This is a genomic window from Rhizobium sp. KNZ2-6A, from assembly GCF_056755475.1.
In genome coordinates this window covers 20,772-37,847 of the sequence record NZ_JBNDIC010000053.1, presented here as the reverse complement: position 1 = coordinate 37,847, position 17,076 = coordinate 20,772, and the positions used below count along the sequence as shown (strand labels likewise).

Sequence of the window (17,076 nt, the reverse complement as noted above, 5' to 3'; positions counted from 1 at the left end):
ATCACCATGTCAATCAACGCGTGAAGGCTGCTACGATGCCAGACGCGCCCCCTGTCCCAGCTTAAGGCGACGCCACCTGCTCGGCCTATCCCGCCTGTCGTCCCGAGGTGGAACTTGCCGGCGGCATCTATGCCGATATCGCTATCAACGATGCAGTTGCCGATGGCAGGCTCGTCACCGCACCGGCCTGGCTGGCGCATCCGGCGTGGTTGCGGCAGTTCATGGCCGTGCTCGATGCCAGCGCATTGTCGGAAGCGAATGCCGCTTGAAACTTAAGGAGGAGACGCGCATGTGCGAATTGTTCGTCAAGGCTGATGCGAGACTTTGGGAAAGCACGACGCGCTCCTTGCGCATCGACGGCATGGTGACCAGCGTGAGACTGGAAAACTTCTTCTGGTCGAAGCTGGAGGAAATCGCACTGCGCGACGGCATGAATGTTGTGCAGCTCATTACCAAGCTGCACCACGAATCGATCGACGCCGGCCACGACCTCGGCAATTTCACATCGTTTTTGCGGGTCTGCTGCGCGCGCTATCTCGACCTGCAGCTTGCCGGCGACATTTCAAGCGATCTCTCCCAACCTATCGCCGGCGCCGATGCTTCCGCTATTCTCGGGCGTGAACGGCTGAAATATCATTGATTGTCTGCAACTAGGCTGCACCTAGTCGACCGGCAATAAGCCGCGCCACGGCATCAGCGGCGGTTTCCATGTAGCTCGGATCGCGATGGAGCAGTACGACGGCAAACGAGCCGTCGAGAAGCAGCATGACCTGGCGTGCGAGCGGTAAAGCATTGTCGCCCGCTCCAGCCTCCGCGAAGACCGAGCCCAGCCAGTTCTCGACGCGCTTCTTGTGGGCGCGGGCAACCACCAGGGCGGGGTGGCCGGGAAGGTTGATGAGTTCCACGGAAGTACGCAGGAAACCGCAGCCCTTCCATTTGCTGCCGCGCGCTGATTGTGCCAGATGGCGAAAAATGCCGGCGACCTTCTCGGCAATATCGCCGTCCGTTTCCTCGAACCAGCGCTTGAAGAGCGCAAGGTTCGGCTCGTCGCGCGCCTGCAGATGGGCGGCAATCAGGTCGTCCTTGCTGCGGAAATGATAATATAGGGTGCGCTTGGTAACGCCTGCCTTCTCGGCAATGGCGTCGACGCTGATGGCGCGGATGCCATCTCGATGGAAGAGCTTTCCGGCGGCCTGAAGAATGCGTTCGCGCGTCGGCTGGGAGCTGTCTCTCATGACCCAATGTATACCGGGTAGTGAATATACACAACGCGGCGATCGCCTCATCTTGGCGGTAATGAGCGAACAAGTCATTCCATCCGCGGACGCAAGCAGCTTGCCGATTTCCATTCCCTGCCGGGATGGTGTCGTTCTCGGCGGTCATCTCTGGCTGGGCGGGACGAACAGGCCGACAGGCAGCGTCATCATCAATCCGGCCACCGGCGTTCTGGCGCGCTATTATCATCGTTACGCGCGGTTTCTTGCCGGGCATGGGTTCGATGTGCTGACTTATGATTATCGCGGCATCGGCCAATCGCGCCCGCAGCAGATGCGGGGTTCGGGTTACCGCTGGCGCGATTGGGGTGAGCGGGATTTCGACGCCGTGCTTCAGTTGATGGCTGGTTATCGACGCAGCGGTCCGCTCATGGTGGTCGGCCATAGCGTCGGCGCGCTTTCTGCCCGGACTGGCCGAAAGCGCGCCGATGATCGACAGGATGCTGACAGTCGGTGCTCAATATGCCTGGTGGGCCGATTACATGCCCCGCAGGCGAGCCGCCCTGTTCCTCAAATGGCATGTCGCCATGCCCGCAATGACTGCGATCTGCGGCTATTTTCCCGGTCGCCGGCTGGGCTGGCTGGAGGATCTGCCGAAAGGCGTGGCAAACGAATGGAGTTTCCGCGGACGCCAGTTCGAACATAGCCATCCGGGAGCCGAGCGAGAGGTCGTACTGCGTCGCATGGCGGCGGTCAAAGCTCCGATTTTGGCTGTTGCGGTTTCGGACGATGAGCTCGGCACGATGCCGGCCGTTCACCGCACGCTGAACTATTATACCGGCGCGCAACGCGTGTCGGTGCTGCTGGAGCCGGCCGATTTCGGCTGCGATGCAATCGGCCATTTGGCCTGTTTCATGATCGCCATGCCAGCAGCTTCTGGATCGACACGCTTTCCTGGCTGCGGGAAGGCCGAAATCCCTGGCCATCCCGCACGCTCTCATTGGAGAAAGTTCGCACCCTTAAAAGCTGAGTCCAGCGTGGCAGGCAATCAGCGGATTGGTGGCCGATCCATTATCCGGATTCCCGAATTGTAAAATCGCAAATTGCGGCTTAATTCCTTTGTTCGGCAACCTTACATATCGTAATAGATATATCGGCCTGCGCCGGCTGGGGGATAATGCATGCATCTTGGTGATTATGCCGCTCTGGGGCATTCGGAGTTGCGCGTCAGTCCGCTTGCACTCGGAACCATGACGTTCGATGAAGACTTTGCCTGGCATTCGCGCGACAAGGCGGCGCCGATCCTCGATCGCTATCTTGATCTCGGCGGCAATTATCTCGACACCGGCAACGGCGACGTAAAAGCGGGTGGCCAGACGGTTGTCGGCAATTACTTCGCGCAGAACTCGATCCGGCGCGATCGGCTTGTCGTTGCTGCCAGGTTCAACGCCGATCGGAATGGCGAAATATCCGGCCGCAAAGCGGTGATTGATGGTTTCGAACAGGCCCTGCGGCGGCTTCGCACAGACTATCTCGATCTCTATTGGCTGAACAATTGGGACATCCAAGCTCCGCTGGAGGAAATACTCGCGGCGTTGCATGATCTCGTTCAATCGGGAAAACTGCGCTATTTCGGCATCTCCGATGCGCCGGCGTGGAAGGTGGCGCATGCGCAGCTGCTCGCACAATCCAACGGCTGGCCGCCGTTCATCGGTCTGCAGATTGAATATTCGCTCGCAGCACGGCTCTTTGAGGTCGAGCTCATTCCGATGGCGCGCGGTTTGGGGCTCGGCGTCGTATCGCATTCACCGTTGAACGGCGGGCTCATCAGCGGAAAATATACGCGCACCGACAATGCGCGGCGGAGGTCGGGTCAGGCGACGCAATTGGCGCAGACGCCCGGCGAACAGGATTTCGAAATCGTCGATGCCCTGATCCGCGTCGCCGGCGAGCTCGGCACGAGCACCGCCCGTGTTGCCCTTGCCTGGGCCATGGCGCGCCCGGCCGTGTCGTCCACCGTCATCGGTGTGCGGAGCATGGAGCAGCTGGAGGAGGATATCGGCGCGCTCGATGTGCGACTTTCGACCGAGCAGACGGTGACCCTCGACGCGCTGACGATCCCGAGCCATTCGCTTGCCCCGCCGCTGCTGCTGCGCGAAGCCGCCCCTGTCTGCGCGTGGATAACGCCGCGGTAAGCGTCGGCTTCTCTTATCGATCATTCCCACCATCTAAGCTGCCAGTATCGAGACGAGGAATGGCATGATTGGTAGGCGCGCCGCAGCCGCCGAATGTGAACTGGAACGTCCTGTCCGGGCGGGCCTGGCCTCAAAAAGGCTGTTTTCTACTCGTAGTAATAATTACTTCTGCTCTACACGCGCAGGCGTTGCCGCCCTACTTCATTGTTCATGGCTTCGGGTGAATGCCCGCGCCACCTCTTTTGAAAAAGCTCAAGGAGACAAGGAATGGACAAGAACCGTGTCAAAGGCGCAGCCAAGGAAGACGCCGGAAAGCTGACCTGGAACGTGCGTCGTTGACGTCATATGGCGCGAGAACCCCTGTTCCCGCGATTTGTTGAGGCTTCCGATGCTCTTCCTGGCCAAGCTTTCATCGCTGACGACATCCCCAGATCGGTGCGCGACCTGCGCGGCGATCCGATGCCTCATTGCTTATGCCGAAGGACTGGAAGATTGCCGCATCGAGGTTGCCGCCGCGGAAGGGGCGATCGTCCTGTCCGGGATTGCGCCGTCCGATCAGGCACGGCAGCAAGCCATTGCGATTGCCGGCGAATATGCTGGGACCCGCATCATCAACCACATCATTATCGAGGCTAATCGCGGACCTTCCATCGAGACCCGGATTGGCTCGTCGAGTTCCCCTGCGCCGTCCGGGCCGACCGCGGCGCTCAAACCGCCGAAGGAGACGTCATGAAAAACATCATCATCGCGGCTGCGGCCATTGCCGTGGCTTTCGGTTCCGCGGCTTCCGCTGCCAGCAGCCAGCAACACCATCCGAAAAGGCAATCGGCGCAAGTCGCTTCCGAGCCCCGGCAACGCCTCGGAACGCTTTCCTGCGAAGTGGCAGGCGGCGTCGGCATGATCATCGGTTCCAACAAGCAGGTCAGCTGCACCTTCAAGCAGCGAACCGGTAAGGTCGAACGCTATGCGGGCTCGATCGGCAAGCTCGGGATCGATATCGGCGTGACGCGCAAGACCTACCTGAGCTGGGTCGTCATCAACACCGCGCCCACGCGCGTTGGCGATGGTGCCCTGGCAGGCACTTACGTCGGTGCATCGGCCGGTGCATCCGTTGGCCTCGGTCTCGGCGCCAATGCTCTGGTCGGCGGCAACTCCAAGAACTATGCGCTGCAGCCGCTAAGCGCGGAAGCGGGAACCGGCCTGAATGTCGCGGCCGGCGTTTCACGCCTGCAGTTGCGCCCGGCCAGCTGACGCAAAAAACGACAACGCGCTGCCGTCATGATTTGCTCGCTGCGCGGCCACGCTCGCGGATCGTTCGTCAACCGGACGCGACCTGAAGTTGGTCGCGTCCGGAGTTATTTCACTTCACATTACGCGATGTCGAAGCGGTCGGCGTTCATCACCTTGGTCCAGGCCGCCACGAAGTCCTGTACGAACTTCTTCTCGGCGTCGGACTGACCGTAGAGCTCGGCGAGCGCGCGCAACTGCGAGTTCGAGCCGAAGACGAGATCGGCGCGCGTGGCGGTCCACTTGACGTCGCCGGTTGCGCGGTCGCGTCCCTCGAAGACGTCCTTGGCATCGGAAACCGCCTTCCACTCCGTGCCCATGTCGAGCAGGTTCACGAAGAAGTCGTTGGTGAGCGTTTCCGGACGCTTGGTGAAGACGCCGTGCTGGCTCTGGCCGACATTGGCGTTCAGCGCGCGCAGGCCGCCGACGAGAACCGTCATTTCAGGAGCCGTCAGCGTCAGCAACTGTGCCTTGTCGATCAGCAGTTCTTCCGAAGAGACGGTGTAGGCCCGCCGCTGGTAGTTGCGGAAGCCGTCGACGATCGGCTCGAGAACGGCGAAGGCTTCGACATCGGTCTGTTCCTGCGACGCGTCAGTACGGCCCGGAGTGAAGGGGACAACCACATCATGGCCGGCCTTCTTCGCAGCCTGCTCGACGGCGACCGAGCCGCCGAGAACGATGAGATCGGCGAGCGATACCTTCTTGCCGCCGGTCTGGGCATCGTTGAACGTCTTCTGGATGCCTTCGAGCGTCGCCAGCACGGAAGCGAGCTGGGCCGGCTGGTTGGCCTCCCAATCCTTCTGCGGAGCAAGACGGATGCGAGCGCCGTTGGCCCCGCCGCGCTTGTCTGAGCCACGGAAGGTCGAAGCCGAAGCCCAGGCGGTCGAAACCAACTGCGGGATGGTGAGACCCGATGCGGCAATCTCGGCCTTGAGGGCGGCGACATCGCTGGGCTCGATCGATGCGGGGCCGGCAGCCGGGATCGGATCCTGCCAGATGAGCTCTTCGCTCGGCACTTCCGGGCCGAGATAACGAGCGCGCGGGCCCATGTCGCGATGGGTCAGCTTGAACCATGCGCGGGCAAAGGCGTCGGCAAACTCGTCCGGGTTTTCGTAGAAGCGGCGAGAAATCTTCTCATAAGCCGGGTCGAAGCGCAGGGCGAGGTCCGTGGTCAGCATGGACGGAGCGTGGCGCTTGGACTTGTCGTGCGCGTCCGGGATCGAGCCGGCACCGGCGCCGTGCTTCGGCACCCACTGATGCGCGCCGGCAGGGCTCTTCGTCAGTTCCCATTCGTAGCCGAACAGGTTCCAGAAGAAGTTGTTGCTCCACTTGGTCGGCGTCGAGGTCCAGGTGACTTCAAGACCGCTGCCGATCGTGTCGCTGCCCTTGCCGCTGCCGAAGCTGTTCTTCCAGCCGAGGCCCTGTTCTTCGATGCCGGCTGCTTCCGGCTCCGGACCGACATGGGCGGCATCGCCGGCACCATGGGTCTTGCCGAAGGTGTGGCCGCCGGCGATGAGAGCCACGGTTTCTTCGTCGTTCATCGCCATGCGGGCGAAGGTTTCGCGGATGTCACGGGCAGCAGCGAGCGGGTCCGGATTGCCGTTTGGGCCTTCCGGATTGACGTAGATGAGGCCCATCTGCACCGCGGCGAGCGGATTTTCCAGGTCACGGTCGCCGCTATAGCGCTTGTCGCCGAGCCAGGTTTCTTCCGCGCCCCAGTAAATATCCTCTTCCGGTTCCCAGACGTCCTCGCGACCGCCGCCGAAGCCGAAGGTCTTGAAGCCCATGGATTCCAGCGCGACATTGCCGGTGAGGATCAGGAGATCGGCCCAGGAGATGCTGTTGCCGTATTTCTGCTTGATCGGCCAGAGCAGGCGGCGTGCCTTGTCGAGGTTGACGTTATCCGGCCAGCTGTTGAGCGGCGCAAAACGCTGCGTGCCGGAGGAGGCGCCGCCGCGGCCGTCGCCCGTGCGGTAGGTGCCGGCGCTGTGCCAGGCCATGCGGATGAAGAGCGGGCCGTAATGACCGAAGTCCGCCGGCCACCAGTCCTGCGAATCCGTCATGAGGGCGGTGAGGTCCTTCTTCAGGGCTTCCAGATCGAGCTTTTTGAACTCTTCGGCATAGTTGAATGCCGTGCCCATCGGGCTGGACAGCGCGGAGTTCTGATGAAGGATCTTGAGGTTCAGCTGGTTCGGCCACCAATCACGGTTCGAACGGGCCGAAACGCTTGTGTTTCCATGTGGAAACGGACACTTGCCGGCAGTTTCGACTTTTGTATCCATAATAGTCTCCCTTACGATGATTTGGACTGTAACGACCGGGGGTCGGATTTTGTGACCCTCTCGGGAAGTCGTTTGGTTTTATGACAAGCGTAACGGCGGCATGTCCGACGCATGAAAATCTCTCGTTGTACTGACCTCGCATAGAGCGGATTCGCGGAAAACCGACAAGTCAAATGCCCCGCTTTCCAGACGGTCCGCGCATCGATGAACTGAACGCAGTCAATGCTCTCAATGTGAGCTTCGTGTGACAGGCGGCCGCATCTCATCTCTGCGCCGGGACTATAACCAAGGCCATTCATTAATTTAAGTTGGATTTCCTGATTGGCGCGATAAGATAAACTTATGACAAATTTGACCCTCAAGCAGCTCCGCTATTTCGAAGCCTTGGCCAGGCACGGCCATTTCGGACGCGCCGCCGACGTATGCGCCATCTCCCAGCCTGCTTTGTCGATGCAGATCAAGGAATTGGAGGAGCAGCTCGGCACGGACCTTTTCGAAAGAGGTGCGCGCCAGGTTCGTCTGACCAATTTTGGAGAGGCTTTCGCGAGCCGCGTCCGCAATATCCTGCGATCGGTCGACGAGCTGGGAGACCTTGCGCGCGCTTCGCACAACCAGCCCGTCGGCCGGCTGCGAATCGGTATTATTCCGACGGTCGCACCGTACCTGCTGCCGAGCATCATCGGCAATCTCTCCCGCATATATGACGGGCTCGACATCCATGTGCGCGAGACCTTGACCTCGAAACTGGTGGAGGAGCTGGAGGAGGGGCGGCTCGACACCGCCATTGTCGCACTGCCCGTATCCGAGCCGTCGCTGCAGGAAGTCCCGCTGTTTGCCGAAAACTTCGTACTGGTGCGGCCGAGCGAAGACCATGGCAAGCCGGTGCCCAATCGCGAAGCGCTTCGCGAAATGCGGCTATTGTTGCTGGAGGAGGGGCATTGCTTCCGCGATCAGGCTCTGTCCTTCTGCAACATGCAGTCGGCTCTTCCTCGGGAACTGATGGATGGCAGCTCGCTATCGACGCTGGTGCAGATGGTCAGTGCCGGCATCGGCGTCACGCTGATACCGGAGATGGCCGTGGCGGTGGAAACGCGCTCGGCTTCGGTCTCGACCGTGCGCTTCCAGAGCCCGCAACCCTCCCGAACCATCGGCATGATCTGGCGCAAGACGAGCCCTCTGGCCCGGCAGCTCGTGCAGATTTCCGAAGTGGTCCGCGAGGCCGCCGACGCCATGCGCGAGCAGCACGATTCGATTTGGCGCGCGCAGGATCTGGAGTTTGACGGTCGCTTGCCGCTGCCGACAATCGGTCGGGACATCAGATGATCTCTCGCAAACCGGCCATCTTTGCACGCGCATTTTAGCGTTTCTGATTCTTTTCCACAGGGTGACGATATTTCAAACGATTAAAATAATTTCAATCGTTTAAATAGTTTAATGCCTTGATTTACAAAGAAACTCTCCCATGTCATGCCATGAATGCATGGCAATGGAGGTCGTAATGCAAGAGTTTGAAAACGTAAGAGATGAAATTCCTACGTATGTGATTGATCGCCTGGAAAATGAATGGCGGCTGATGCAAGCTCAAAGAGTGCCGTCGAAGACCGGACTTGGGGGCGAAACGCCCGTGAACACCGCGCCGGCAACCTCCGATAGTCTCGGAACCCTCGATAACTAATCGTTTCCGATCCGAGGGCCGGACCGCGCCGCACCAGCAGCCTACGAGGCCTGCGATGGTGTCCGTCGGCACTGCCGCTTTTCCCATGACAGCTCCCAAAAAGAAGCGGCCCCGGCCTATAGCCAGGGCTGTCGTTTCTATCGCTTCAAGCGTCGGGGATGGCGTTCCGTCAGCCGTGCCCACATGGCAGCCCCCAAGATGAGGTTCTCATCGGCGAAATCATATTTAGCACTGTGAAGGACGGCGGAAATGATCGCACTCGCTGCCGTCCATACGTGACCGGCAAATCTATCGGCTCGGAGTCGCACCCACACCTTCAGGCGCGCCTTTTCCGGGTGACGCATATTTGGCCAGCACGGCGGCAAGCTTCGCCGAGAGGAATGCGATAACGGAAATCGCGGCGAGATAGATCGCGATGTAGATCGGCTGCGGCAGCTGGACGTCCCGCATCAAATGCCCGTAGACCTCGGTAAAGCCGCGATGGCACATGTAGATCGGGTAGGAGAGATAGCCGAGAAAGATGCCGAGTTGCTGCAGCCTGGCCGGCAATTCCAGCATCGTGCCGGCAAGGACGATGAGCGGCGAGATCAGGATACAGAAAACAAGCGCATATTTCAGCGAATAGGTCGGAAGAAACAGTAAGGCTGAGATCGCCGTGATCGGCAGCAGAGCGGCATAGCTGTTCATGGTCCAGCCAAGCGCGGTGCCGCTTCGTAGCCGATAGATGATCATTCCAAGGGTGAAGGAGAAGAAGACGCGGGCAAAGCCGCCATCCACCGAGCGCCATTCCCAGCCGAGATCGAGCGATTTGTGCAGGAAGACCGAGCCGATCAGCAGCGCCAGCGATGCGCCAGCAATAAGGATGAGGCTCCGCGTTTTCAGCCTGAATAGCACAAGCGCGAATACGAGGTTGGCAAGCAATTCCCAGAAGAGCGACCAAGCCGGACCATTCAGCGGATAGAGCGCCCAGATGTCGCCTGCCGATCGGGTCAGAAAGCTCGGCGAAGGCAGCATGAAAACCGTCGTGAGGATGCTTGCGGCGAGATCGGCGCGCCCGACGCCTGCCGCTTGCCAATGCAGCAGCAATTGAAGAAGACCGTAGACGCTGCCGATGAGGAAGAGCGGATAGAGGCGCACATAGCGCGCCTTCATGAAGGCGAGAACGCTCATGCCGCCGGCGAGTTTTTCGCCATAGGCCCTGGCGATCACGAAGCCGCTGAGCACGAAGAAGAAATCGACCGCGATATAGGCCGATGGCGCATAAGGCCTGTCGAGGTGGTAGACGACAACGGCGAAGGCGGCCAGGCCGCGCATCGCGTCCAGGGCGGCGTATCTATGTTTCGTTGCGTCAGCCGGCATTGATCGAAACCTCGTTGGGTGGAAGGATTGCGCCTCAGCTATCCGGCGGCGCGCGCGCCGAAGAACTCGCTTCGCAAGTTCCGATCGAGCGGGCGCACCCGCGAAAGGTTGCCCAGGAATTGGCGGGGGCTTGTCAGCACCGACCGGTTCAGGAAATGGGTCCTGATCAGACCGGAGGATTTGCTGTGGGCGCCGCTATGGCCGACCCGATAGATCGCGCCGCGGAAGGGGAGGGATCCAAGCGGGGAGCCCTCATCGGCGAGCAGCTTGCCGATGCGCACATGGCTGCCGAGCATGGATTTGATATAGTCGACCTCGGCGTCCGCGAAGGTCGCCGGCAATCGGTAAAGATCGGAGCGGATGATCAGCGACGTGCCGCAGTAATTGGCGAAGTCGTTATGGTGCAGCAACAGCCGGCCGCCTTCGTTCCAGAGATAGCCGCGGTCGATTTTCCAGCCGTTGGCATCGGTATTTTTGGCCGCGAAATCGACGATGTTGGCACTGACGAAATCATCGTCGTCGACGATCATGAAGAAGCGGGTGTCGCGCGCCGAGAGCATGCCGCTCAGAACGCGGCGGCCCTTGTCCAGCCGGAATGCGTCGTAGACCTTCTCCCGGTCGGCGCCGTTGATGTCGTGGAGCTGGTTCGGCGGGAACGTTACGCGCTCCGCCGAGAAATTCGGCGGCAGATCCGGCAGATCGGCGCCTTCATTCGCAACCACGACACCGCGCCAGTTGCTGTTGGATTGCCCCGAGATCGAGGCGATCGTCTGTGACAGCCGCCGTTTCAGCGCGGGCCAATCATTGGAATTGGCCTGGTGGCGAACGGGAATGATGAACGTAACCAGTGTCATGATGCGCCTTTCCGGCATTTGCCATTGCTATTGCGGTGACCGAAAGGATCCACCTGGGATTTGCCGCGCTTCGATGTGCCGTTCGCCATGGCTTGCTACTGTGCCGTTGCGCGGCGGCCTTGCAGCGTCGTCCGCGCGAGGAAGAGGATCCTCTCCTTGCACAGGAGCAGGATAAGGCCCGAATAGGTGAGGCCGCCGACCAGGACTTCGCAGATGAGCCGGGCTGCGAGGGACCAGTCGTACAAGGCCGACGAGGTTGCCAGCACCGCGACGAGCATGCCGAGATAAGCGGCTATGGGCCGCAGGAACTGGCCGAAATATTCAGCAATGCTGAGGCCGATCAATCGCGAGACCATCCACAGCGTCACCGGCCACAGCATCAGCACGCCGACCATCAGCCCGAAGACGACGGTCGATACGCCGTATTTGTGAAGAAGGAGAACGGTGAGGATCGAGACGACGTTGCGCACCAGTTGGTAGTAGAACCACCAGTCGGACCGGCCCTGGCTCGTGATCAGGGAGGCCTGGATAACGCCGATGCCGGCCATCAGGCCGATCACGCAGAAGAAGCGGACAGGCCAGATGGCGGCCGCCCAATGCGGTCCGAAGATCAGTGGAATGGCATCGTCGGCAACGGCCGCAAGCCCCATGAAGGCTGGGAAGGAAACCAGCGAGCAACCGAAGGTCGCCATGAGGAAGGCTTCGCGCACCTTGTCCTTGTCGTGCTGCAGGGAGGAGAGCAGCACGTGGCTGACCGAGTTCAGCCCGCCCGACAAGACATTGTTGAGCATCTCGTAGAGCCGCCGGGCGAAATTGTAGATACCGAGAGCGGCCGGGCTCACCAAGGTGCCGATGATCAGCTGGTCGAGATTCATGGTCTGCAGGAAGCGATTGCCCGAAGCATAAATGCCGTAATGCAGCAATTCGCGCAGGCTCGAGAGTTTGATCCGGAACCCCGGCAGCCATCTTGCGCCCCAGAATGCCGCGACGCAGGCGGCTGCGGGGGCCGCGATCTGGGCGATCGCAAGCGCCCAGAGGCCGAAACCGGCGAAGATCAGCGCGAGACAGATGGACGCCGAGACGATCGTGGCGATCGCGGTCCGCGCCGCCGCCAGATGAAAGGACATCGTCCGGCCGATCAGGGCATTGGGGACGATGATCATCATGTCGAAGAAGATCTTCAGCCCGATGATCAGCAGCAGGCTGACGATCTCGTCATGTCCGACCCAATGGGCAAGATGGGGAGACAGCAGGAACAGCGCGGCATAGAGGATGGCCGCGGAGAGGAAGGACAGCCAGAAAACCGTATCGAGATGGCTGCGCCGAATGGATTTTTGCTGGATCAACGCTTCGCCGAAGGCCGTAGGCCCGAAGCCAGCGGTGAAGCTGACGATGGCGAAGGCGAGCGCGACCAGACCGAAATCCTGGGGCAGAAGAAAGCGGGACGTGACGATGAAGACCAGGCTGTTCAGCGCCGTCGGGATCATCGTGTCGAGCGCCGACCAGAAGGCGCCCCTCAAAGCGGCCCGCGATCGGTTTTCGCTCAGATGTTCAAAGACGATTTCATCCGCTTCGGAAATCAGCAAACGTATACCTCGTCATCCAAATCTTCATCGGAGCCGGGATTCCGACGTCCGCCAATTGCCGTGCCGCTATCGCCCGATCGGCGGGACAGCTTACAGGATGCTTGATCTAGGCCAGCCCCTCGATTTGTCTAGGGACGATTGTTGCATTGCAACATTGTGTTGCCGAAAATGATCGCACTATCCAGGCAAACGCGAAATCCGCCTCCTCGGGACGACCGAAAAAGCGCCATTGCTACTGTGCGGCGGAGCGGACCTCGGGCTCATCCCATTCGATCTCCGGTGCTGCATCGAACTCTTCGCGAGTTTCGTCCATCACATAGAGATAGCCTTCGAGCATGTCGCAGGCACGCTCATTCGCGCCGATCTTGGCTTCCGTTTCGCTGATGGCGGTCGCGATCGCCTTGATGCGGGCGCGCAGCATGTGGCCGACCACATCCTTGCCGGGACGCTTGCCAAGCCGGTCGAGGTGGAGGCCGATACGGCTGGAATGACGCTCAAGTTCGCTTTTGCTGAAATTCGCCTTGCGAATTTCGTCGAGAAGGCTGGCGCGCATCTTGGCGACCGGGTCGAAGGTTCCCGGTTCGCGCTCGTCCAGCACCATCTCGGTAATGAGTTTTTCGATGGCGACCAGCGCCTGCAGGTCGACGGCGTCGGTCAATTCCACATCATAGCCGGTGTCGTCGAACACTTTGCGGCGCACAGGATCGAGAAGCAGCTCGTAGGCCTTCTGCAGCTTGGCAAAAGCCTCCGCGTCGCCGCCGGAATCCGGATGGGCTGCCTTCGCGCGCTTGCGATAGGCGGCCTTGATCTGCTCTTCCTTCGCATCGCGCGCAACGCCGAGAATATCGTATGGATCAGTCACTCCAACTCCTGCGCCGCTTATTCCGTTTCGAGGCCCTAGCCGCTGATCTTGCCGGCGGGTTTAAACTCGCCGCCCGCCTGTTTCAACCGGCCCCGGCGCTATTTGTACCATCAGAAAGGCAGAGTTTGGACAAAAAGAGTCCTATGTCAAAGCCGAGCTGCCTCTTCTGTGGAAATACGTCGTCTCAGATCGCTCGCTCGAAAAAGCCGACTTCCTGCCCTTCAACGCCGGGACACTGGCGACCATCGGTCTTGCGGAGCGGCAGGGATTGTTGGTGACCTAACGGCAATCGGCCCGCCCCCTGGAAGGAGGCGGGCCGATCAAAGAATGTTTCAGATTTTCAAGCGGCCGAGAACGGCACGGCAACGAAGGTCTTGTTGCCATCGCGCTCGATCAGGAGCAGCACCGACTTGCGGCCATCCTTGCCGGCCTCGGTGACGGCCGTCTGCACCTCATGGGCGTTGTGGACCGGCTGATCGTTGACCGAGACGATGATGTCGCCGGTCTGGATGCCGGACGCGGCGGCCGACTTGTCCGGGTTGACGCTGGCAACGACGGCGCCCTCGACGCCATGCGGCAGGTTCAACTGTTCGCGGATATCGGGTGTCAGGTTGGCAAGCCCGACGCCGATGCTCGGCTGGTTGGAGGGCTGGACCTTGCCGTCGCCGGCATCATTGGCAGCCTGCTTGCTGTCATCATTATCGCCGATGGTGACATTGACGTCCATGCTCTTGCCATCGCGCCACAGCGTGACCGAGCGCTTGTCGCCGGGGGAGAGATCGGCGACCAGTCGCGACAGGTCCTTCGGCGTCTTGACGGCCTCGTTGCCGACCGCGGTGACGATATCGCCGCTCTTGATGCCGGCGCGGGCAGCCGGCGTATTGTCATTCACACCGGCAACGAGCGCACCCTGGGTCTGCGAGAGGCCCATGGCATTGGCGATATCGGAGGTCACCGGCTGAATGGCGACGCCGAGATAGCCGTGATCGATCGAGCCGTTCTTTTCCAGCTTGGCGACGATCGCCTTGGCTTCATCGGAGGGGATGGCAAAGCCGACGCCGACACTGCCGCCGTTCGGGGAGTAGATGGCGGTGTTGATGCCGACGACATTGCCTTCGCGGTCGACCAGCGGCCCGCCTGAATTGCCGTGATTGATCGGAGCGTCGATCTGGATGAAGTCGTCATAGGGGCCGCTGTGCAGGTCGCGGCCACGGGCCGAGACGATGCCGGCGGTGACGGTCGTGCCGATGCCGAAGGGGTTGCCGATCGCCAGAATCTGGTCACCGAGCTTCAGCTTGTCGGACTCACCCCAGGCAATGGTTGCGAGCGGCTTCGGGGCCTGGATCTTCAAGACGGCAAGGTCGGACTTGGCATCGGCGCCGAGCAGCTTGGCGGGCAGTTCGGTACCGTCATCGAGCGTGACCTTGATGTCGACGGCGTTCTGGATGACATGGTTGTTGGTAACGATGACGCCATCGGGGCTGATGATGAAGCCGGAACCGAGCGCCATGGCGCGCTGGCTCTGCTGCCGATGCGGCATCTGCTTCGGGAAGGGGATGCCCTGGTTTTCGAAAAATTGCCGGAACTGCTCGTCCATCGGCGAATTGCTGCCGTCGGCGCTGGTATCGGTCGCCTTCATCGTGGTGGTGACGGTAACGACAGCCGGCTTGTCGGCATCGACGATGGCAGCGAAAGAGCCGCCGGGGGCGATGATACCGGCTGGTTCGGCGGCCGAGGCGACGGTAGCAGACGTGCTGAAGGCAAAGGGCAAAGCGCCGGCGCCGACAATGATGGCGGCGCCTATGATGGCGGCAGTGCGATGTTTGCGGAGAAGAGATGACATGGCAAAAGTCCCTTGCGAGATTGTTGGCGAATTGGCGTCTTGTCCATGTCCGGGACAGGCGTCGGATGGGGCCGCGTCAATTGGTTCCGGGGGCTTTTCTTCCCTTTACTCCGAGAATCGAAGTATAAATCTGAATTGGCGCTGATGAGTAATATGATCTGCCAATTGAGTTTTGCAAATTAAATATTGATCATGTTTTTATTGCAAAAAATTAAGATATTACATGAATTTAATGTTGTTCGGCCGGAATTTTTCCGCATTTAGCTTTGCAGTGCCGGCCCTCTCTTGAGAGCTTCTGCCCCAAGCTCCGTCAGCGCATAGATGCCGCGGTCGATGCGCTCGAACCAGCCGTAGACGTTATCTCTCAGAATTTGCGGCGCTTTCGGCGCCGCCTCGCGCATATCCTTGGGGCGCTGCACGCCGTTTTCGATCGCAGCCGCGCAGGCAAGCGCCTGCTGCCGGTAGGCGGTCATGATCGGCTTGCGCGTGCTGCCGCCAAGCGCCGGATCACCCTTTCGCCGGCGATGTTCTTCGACGAGGCGTGACCTGCGCCGCGCATTCTTGCGCGGCATCGGCGCGACGGGGCTGACGATGATGTCGACAACATCGCCGTCCGATACGGTCAGCATACCGAAGCCCAGCCGGCGGCAAAGATCGCGGAAGCGGCGATCGCCCTCGCGTCCCTTGCCCTTTGTTGACACGCGCGCGGCGATCCAGACTTCGTCGCTGGCCGCGGCGCGATCGACGGCCTGCAGGATGAGTTCGAGATTGAAACTCATCTTCAGCTCGCAGATGACGACGACGGGCGGCTCGCCATCGTTCAATCCCACGAGGTCGCAGCCGCCGATCTCGCCTTTCACGGCATAGCCGGCCGCTTCGAGAAATGACTTGATCGGGAGATAGAGCGCCGTTTCCAAATCCGCCTCCGGCCTTTGAATATCCGGCTACTTCTATCCGATTCGGTTAACCAGAAAGTCGATAAAGGCGCGAATGCGGGCGGCCAGGTGCTCGTGACCGGCATAGACCGCATGGATATGCTCGATGTCTCCCGGATTGAAGTCTTCGAGAATGGGCACGAGTCTGCCGGCATCGAGATCCGGCTGGACGTGGAATCGGCCGACGCGGGCAAGGCCCATCCCCGCAACGCAAAGGCTGCGAACGGTCGGGCCGTTGTTTGCCTGAAGGTTGCCCTGCACGGTTTTCACGAAACGGGCGCCGCTCTTCGGATCGCGAAAGGGCCAGCCTTCGGCGGTCGGGCGAAAGTTGAAAGTCAGGCAGTTGTGGCGATCGAGTTCGTCCGGCGTTGCCGGCAGGCCGTTCTGCTCGATGTAGGAGGGTGCCGCGACGATGACGCGGCGGCTGTCCATCAATTTGCGGGCTTTAAGCGAACTATCCCGCAAGATGCCGGCGCGGATGGCGACATCGGCTCGCTCGCCGACGATATCGATGACGCTGTCGGTCAAGGAGATGTCGAGTTCGATCTCGGGATAGCGCTCGAGAAAATCGGGGATGATCGGCACCAGGCAGCAGACCCCGAAGGCGACGGAGGCGCTGACACGCAGCGGGCCGCGTGGCACCGTGGCACCGCCTGACGCTACGATCCGCTCCGCTTCCTGAATATCGGCCAGGATCGTTCGCGCCTTTTCGAGATAGATTTCTCCCTCGGGCGTCAATTGCAGCGAGCGGGTGGTGCGCACCAGCAGGCGTGTGCCCAGCCGCTCTTCCAGCCGGGTGACGAGCTTGCTGACGGCCGAGGGCGAAAGGCGCAGCCGGCGGCCGGCCGCGGAAAAGCTGCTGAGGATGGCCACCTGAACGAAGACGTCCATTTCGCCAGCGCGATTATCCATTTGCACCCATTCTTTTGAATTCAATTCACAAGTGTTGAGTTGATATAGCTGATTATCGTTCGAATGTCGCGA

Annotated in this window: 17 protein-coding genes and 1 pseudogene; 9 read left to right on the top strand and 9 right to left on the bottom strand. The window is 60.6% G+C overall.

Annotated features, from left to right (window positions below):
* Positions 1 to 74: 74 nt before the first annotated feature.
* Positions 75 to 269 (top strand): annotated as a pseudogene (locus ACPYOP_RS27360) (protease); the annotation flags it as partial.
* A gap of 20 nt (positions 270 to 289) precedes the next feature.
* Positions 290 to 640: a ribbon-helix-helix domain-containing protein gene (locus ACPYOP_RS27355; protein ID WP_481413398.1), complete on the top strand. Its 351-nt coding sequence runs from the start codon at positions 290 to 292 to the stop codon at positions 638 to 640.
* Positions 641 to 650: 10 nt separating this feature from the next.
* Here the strand turns inward: ACPYOP_RS27355 and ACPYOP_RS27350 are convergent, their stop codons facing one another.
* Entirely contained in the window at positions 651 to 1,235 is a 585-nt protein-coding gene (locus tag ACPYOP_RS27350) for a TetR/AcrR family transcriptional regulator (protein WP_481413397.1), read from the bottom strand.
* Between ACPYOP_RS27350 and ACPYOP_RS27345 the strand changes: the two genes are divergently transcribed.
* The 5 genes from ACPYOP_RS27345 to ACPYOP_RS27325 all read left to right on the top strand — a co-directional run bounded on the left by ACPYOP_RS27345 (position 1,201) and on the right by ACPYOP_RS27325 (position 4,660).
* Positions 1,201 to 1,920, top strand: a complete 720-nt coding sequence (locus tag ACPYOP_RS27345; protein ID WP_481413396.1) for an alpha/beta fold hydrolase — start codon at positions 1,201 to 1,203, stop codon at positions 1,918 to 1,920. The genes ACPYOP_RS27350 and ACPYOP_RS27345 overlap by 35 nt on opposite strands.
* A complete protein-coding gene (locus ACPYOP_RS27340; RefSeq protein WP_481413401.1) occupies positions 1,811 to 2,308 on the top strand; it encodes a hypothetical protein in 498 nt (165 codons plus the stop codon). The genes ACPYOP_RS27345 and ACPYOP_RS27340 overlap by 110 nt, the downstream gene beginning before the upstream one ends.
* Positions 2,309 to 2,395: 87 nt before the next feature.
* Positions 2,396 to 3,409 (top strand): aldo/keto reductase, encoded by a 1,014-nt coding sequence (locus ACPYOP_RS27335; RefSeq protein ID WP_481413395.1) that lies wholly within the window; start codon positions 2,396 to 2,398, stop codon positions 3,407 to 3,409.
* A gap of 388 nt (positions 3,410 to 3,797) precedes the next feature.
* Positions 3,798 to 4,142, top strand: a complete 345-nt coding sequence (locus tag ACPYOP_RS27330; RefSeq protein ID WP_481413394.1) for a BON domain-containing protein — start codon at positions 3,798 to 3,800, stop codon at positions 4,140 to 4,142.
* Positions 4,139 to 4,660, top strand: coding sequence for a DUF992 domain-containing protein (locus ACPYOP_RS27325; protein ID WP_481413393.1), 522 nt, complete (start codon positions 4,139 to 4,141; stop codon positions 4,658 to 4,660). The genes ACPYOP_RS27330 and ACPYOP_RS27325 overlap by 4 nt, the downstream gene beginning before the upstream one ends.
* Before the next feature lie 119 nt (positions 4,661 to 4,779).
* On the opposite strand, the gene katG is transcribed toward ACPYOP_RS27325, so the two are convergent.
* Positions 4,780 to 6,978: a catalase/peroxidase HPI gene (katG, locus tag ACPYOP_RS27320; RefSeq protein ID WP_481413392.1), complete on the bottom strand. Its 2,199-nt coding sequence runs from the start codon at positions 6,976 to 6,978 to the stop codon at positions 4,780 to 4,782.
* 342 nt (positions 6,979 to 7,320) lie between these two features.
* On the opposite strand from katG, the gene ACPYOP_RS27315 reads away from it, so the two are divergent.
* Positions 7,321 to 8,301 (top strand): LysR substrate-binding domain-containing protein, encoded by a 981-nt coding sequence (locus tag ACPYOP_RS27315; RefSeq protein WP_481413391.1) that lies wholly within the window; start codon positions 7,321 to 7,323, stop codon positions 8,299 to 8,301.
* A 175-nt stretch (positions 8,302 to 8,476) separates the two neighbouring features.
* Positions 8,477 to 8,653 carry a hypothetical protein gene (locus ACPYOP_RS27310; protein ID WP_481413390.1) on the top strand — a complete coding sequence of 59 codons (177 nt, stop codon included), beginning with the start codon at positions 8,477 to 8,479 and terminating at the stop codon, positions 8,651 to 8,653.
* 288 nt (positions 8,654 to 8,941) lie between these two features.
* On the opposite strand, the gene ACPYOP_RS27305 is transcribed toward ACPYOP_RS27310, so the two are convergent.
* From ACPYOP_RS27305 to ACPYOP_RS27275, 7 genes are all read right to left on the bottom strand, one after another.
* Positions 8,942 to 10,012, bottom strand: a complete 1,071-nt coding sequence (locus ACPYOP_RS27305) for an acyltransferase family protein (RefSeq protein WP_481413389.1) — start codon at positions 10,010 to 10,012, stop codon at positions 8,942 to 8,944.
* A 38-nt stretch (positions 10,013 to 10,050) separates the two neighbouring features.
* A complete protein-coding gene (locus ACPYOP_RS27300) occupies positions 10,051 to 10,866 on the bottom strand; it encodes a galactosyl transferase (RefSeq protein WP_481413388.1) in 816 nt (271 codons plus the stop codon).
* Positions 10,867 to 10,961: 95 nt separating this feature from the next.
* Positions 10,962 to 12,452, bottom strand: a complete 1,491-nt coding sequence (locus ACPYOP_RS27295; RefSeq protein ID WP_481413387.1) for a lipopolysaccharide biosynthesis protein — start codon at positions 12,450 to 12,452, stop codon at positions 10,962 to 10,964.
* A 232-nt stretch (positions 12,453 to 12,684) separates the two neighbouring features.
* Complete coding sequence (locus ACPYOP_RS27290) at positions 12,685 to 13,314, bottom strand: J domain-containing protein (RefSeq protein WP_481413386.1); 630 nt, start codon at positions 13,312 to 13,314, stop codon at positions 12,685 to 12,687.
* A gap of 340 nt (positions 13,315 to 13,654) precedes the next feature.
* Positions 13,655 to 15,157, bottom strand: a complete 1,503-nt coding sequence (locus tag ACPYOP_RS27285; protein ID WP_481413385.1) for a DegQ family serine endoprotease — start codon at positions 15,155 to 15,157, stop codon at positions 13,655 to 13,657.
* A 260-nt stretch (positions 15,158 to 15,417) separates the two neighbouring features.
* Complete coding sequence (locus ACPYOP_RS27280) at positions 15,418 to 16,074, bottom strand: DUF2161 domain-containing phosphodiesterase (RefSeq protein WP_481413384.1); 657 nt, start codon at positions 16,072 to 16,074, stop codon at positions 15,418 to 15,420.
* Between the two features lie 33 nt (positions 16,075 to 16,107).
* Positions 16,108 to 17,004 (bottom strand): LysR family transcriptional regulator, encoded by an 897-nt coding sequence (locus ACPYOP_RS27275; protein ID WP_481413383.1) that lies wholly within the window; start codon positions 17,002 to 17,004, stop codon positions 16,108 to 16,110.
* Positions 17,005 to 17,076: the final 72 nt, after the last annotated feature.

Excerpts from the sequence above, each read along its gene's own strand:
- ACPYOP_RS27355 (WP_481413398.1), top strand. The coding sequence starts at position 290 with ATGTGCGAATTGTTCGTCAAGGCTGATGCGAGACTTTGGGAAAGCACG.
- ACPYOP_RS27345 (WP_481413396.1), top strand. The coding sequence starts at position 1,201 with ATGCGTTCGCGCGTCGGCTGGGAGCTGTCTCTCATGACCCAATGTATA.
- ACPYOP_RS27350 (WP_481413397.1), bottom strand. The coding sequence starts at position 1,235 with ATGAGAGACAGCTCCCAGCCGACGCGCGAACGCATTCTTCAGGCCGCC.
- ACPYOP_RS27340 (WP_481413401.1), top strand. The coding sequence starts at position 1,811 with ATGACTGCGATCTGCGGCTATTTTCCCGGTCGCCGGCTGGGCTGGCTG.
- ACPYOP_RS27335 (WP_481413395.1), top strand. The coding sequence starts at position 2,396 with ATGCATCTTGGTGATTATGCCGCTCTGGGGCATTCGGAGTTGCGCGTC.
- ACPYOP_RS27330 (WP_481413394.1), top strand. The coding sequence starts at position 3,798 with ATGCTCTTCCTGGCCAAGCTTTCATCGCTGACGACATCCCCAGATCGG.
- ACPYOP_RS27325 (WP_481413393.1), top strand. The coding sequence starts at position 4,139 with ATGAAAAACATCATCATCGCGGCTGCGGCCATTGCCGTGGCTTTCGGT.
- katG (WP_481413392.1), bottom strand. The coding sequence starts at position 6,978 with ATGGATACAAAAGTCGAAACTGCCGGCAAGTGTCCGTTTCCACATGGA.
- ACPYOP_RS27315 (WP_481413391.1), top strand. The coding sequence starts at position 7,321 with ATGACAAATTTGACCCTCAAGCAGCTCCGCTATTTCGAAGCCTTGGCC.
- ACPYOP_RS27310 (WP_481413390.1), top strand. The coding sequence starts at position 8,477 with ATGCAAGAGTTTGAAAACGTAAGAGATGAAATTCCTACGTATGTGATT.
- ACPYOP_RS27305 (WP_481413389.1), bottom strand. The coding sequence starts at position 10,012 with ATGCCGGCTGACGCAACGAAACATAGATACGCCGCCCTGGACGCGATG.
- ACPYOP_RS27300 (WP_481413388.1), bottom strand. The coding sequence starts at position 10,866 with ATGACACTGGTTACGTTCATCATTCCCGTTCGCCACCAGGCCAATTCC.
- ACPYOP_RS27285 (WP_481413385.1), bottom strand. The coding sequence starts at position 15,157 with ATGTCATCTCTTCTCCGCAAACATCGCACTGCCGCCATCATAGGCGCC.
- ACPYOP_RS27275 (WP_481413383.1), bottom strand. The coding sequence starts at position 17,004 with ATGGATAATCGCGCTGGCGAAATGGACGTCTTCGTTCAGGTGGCCATC.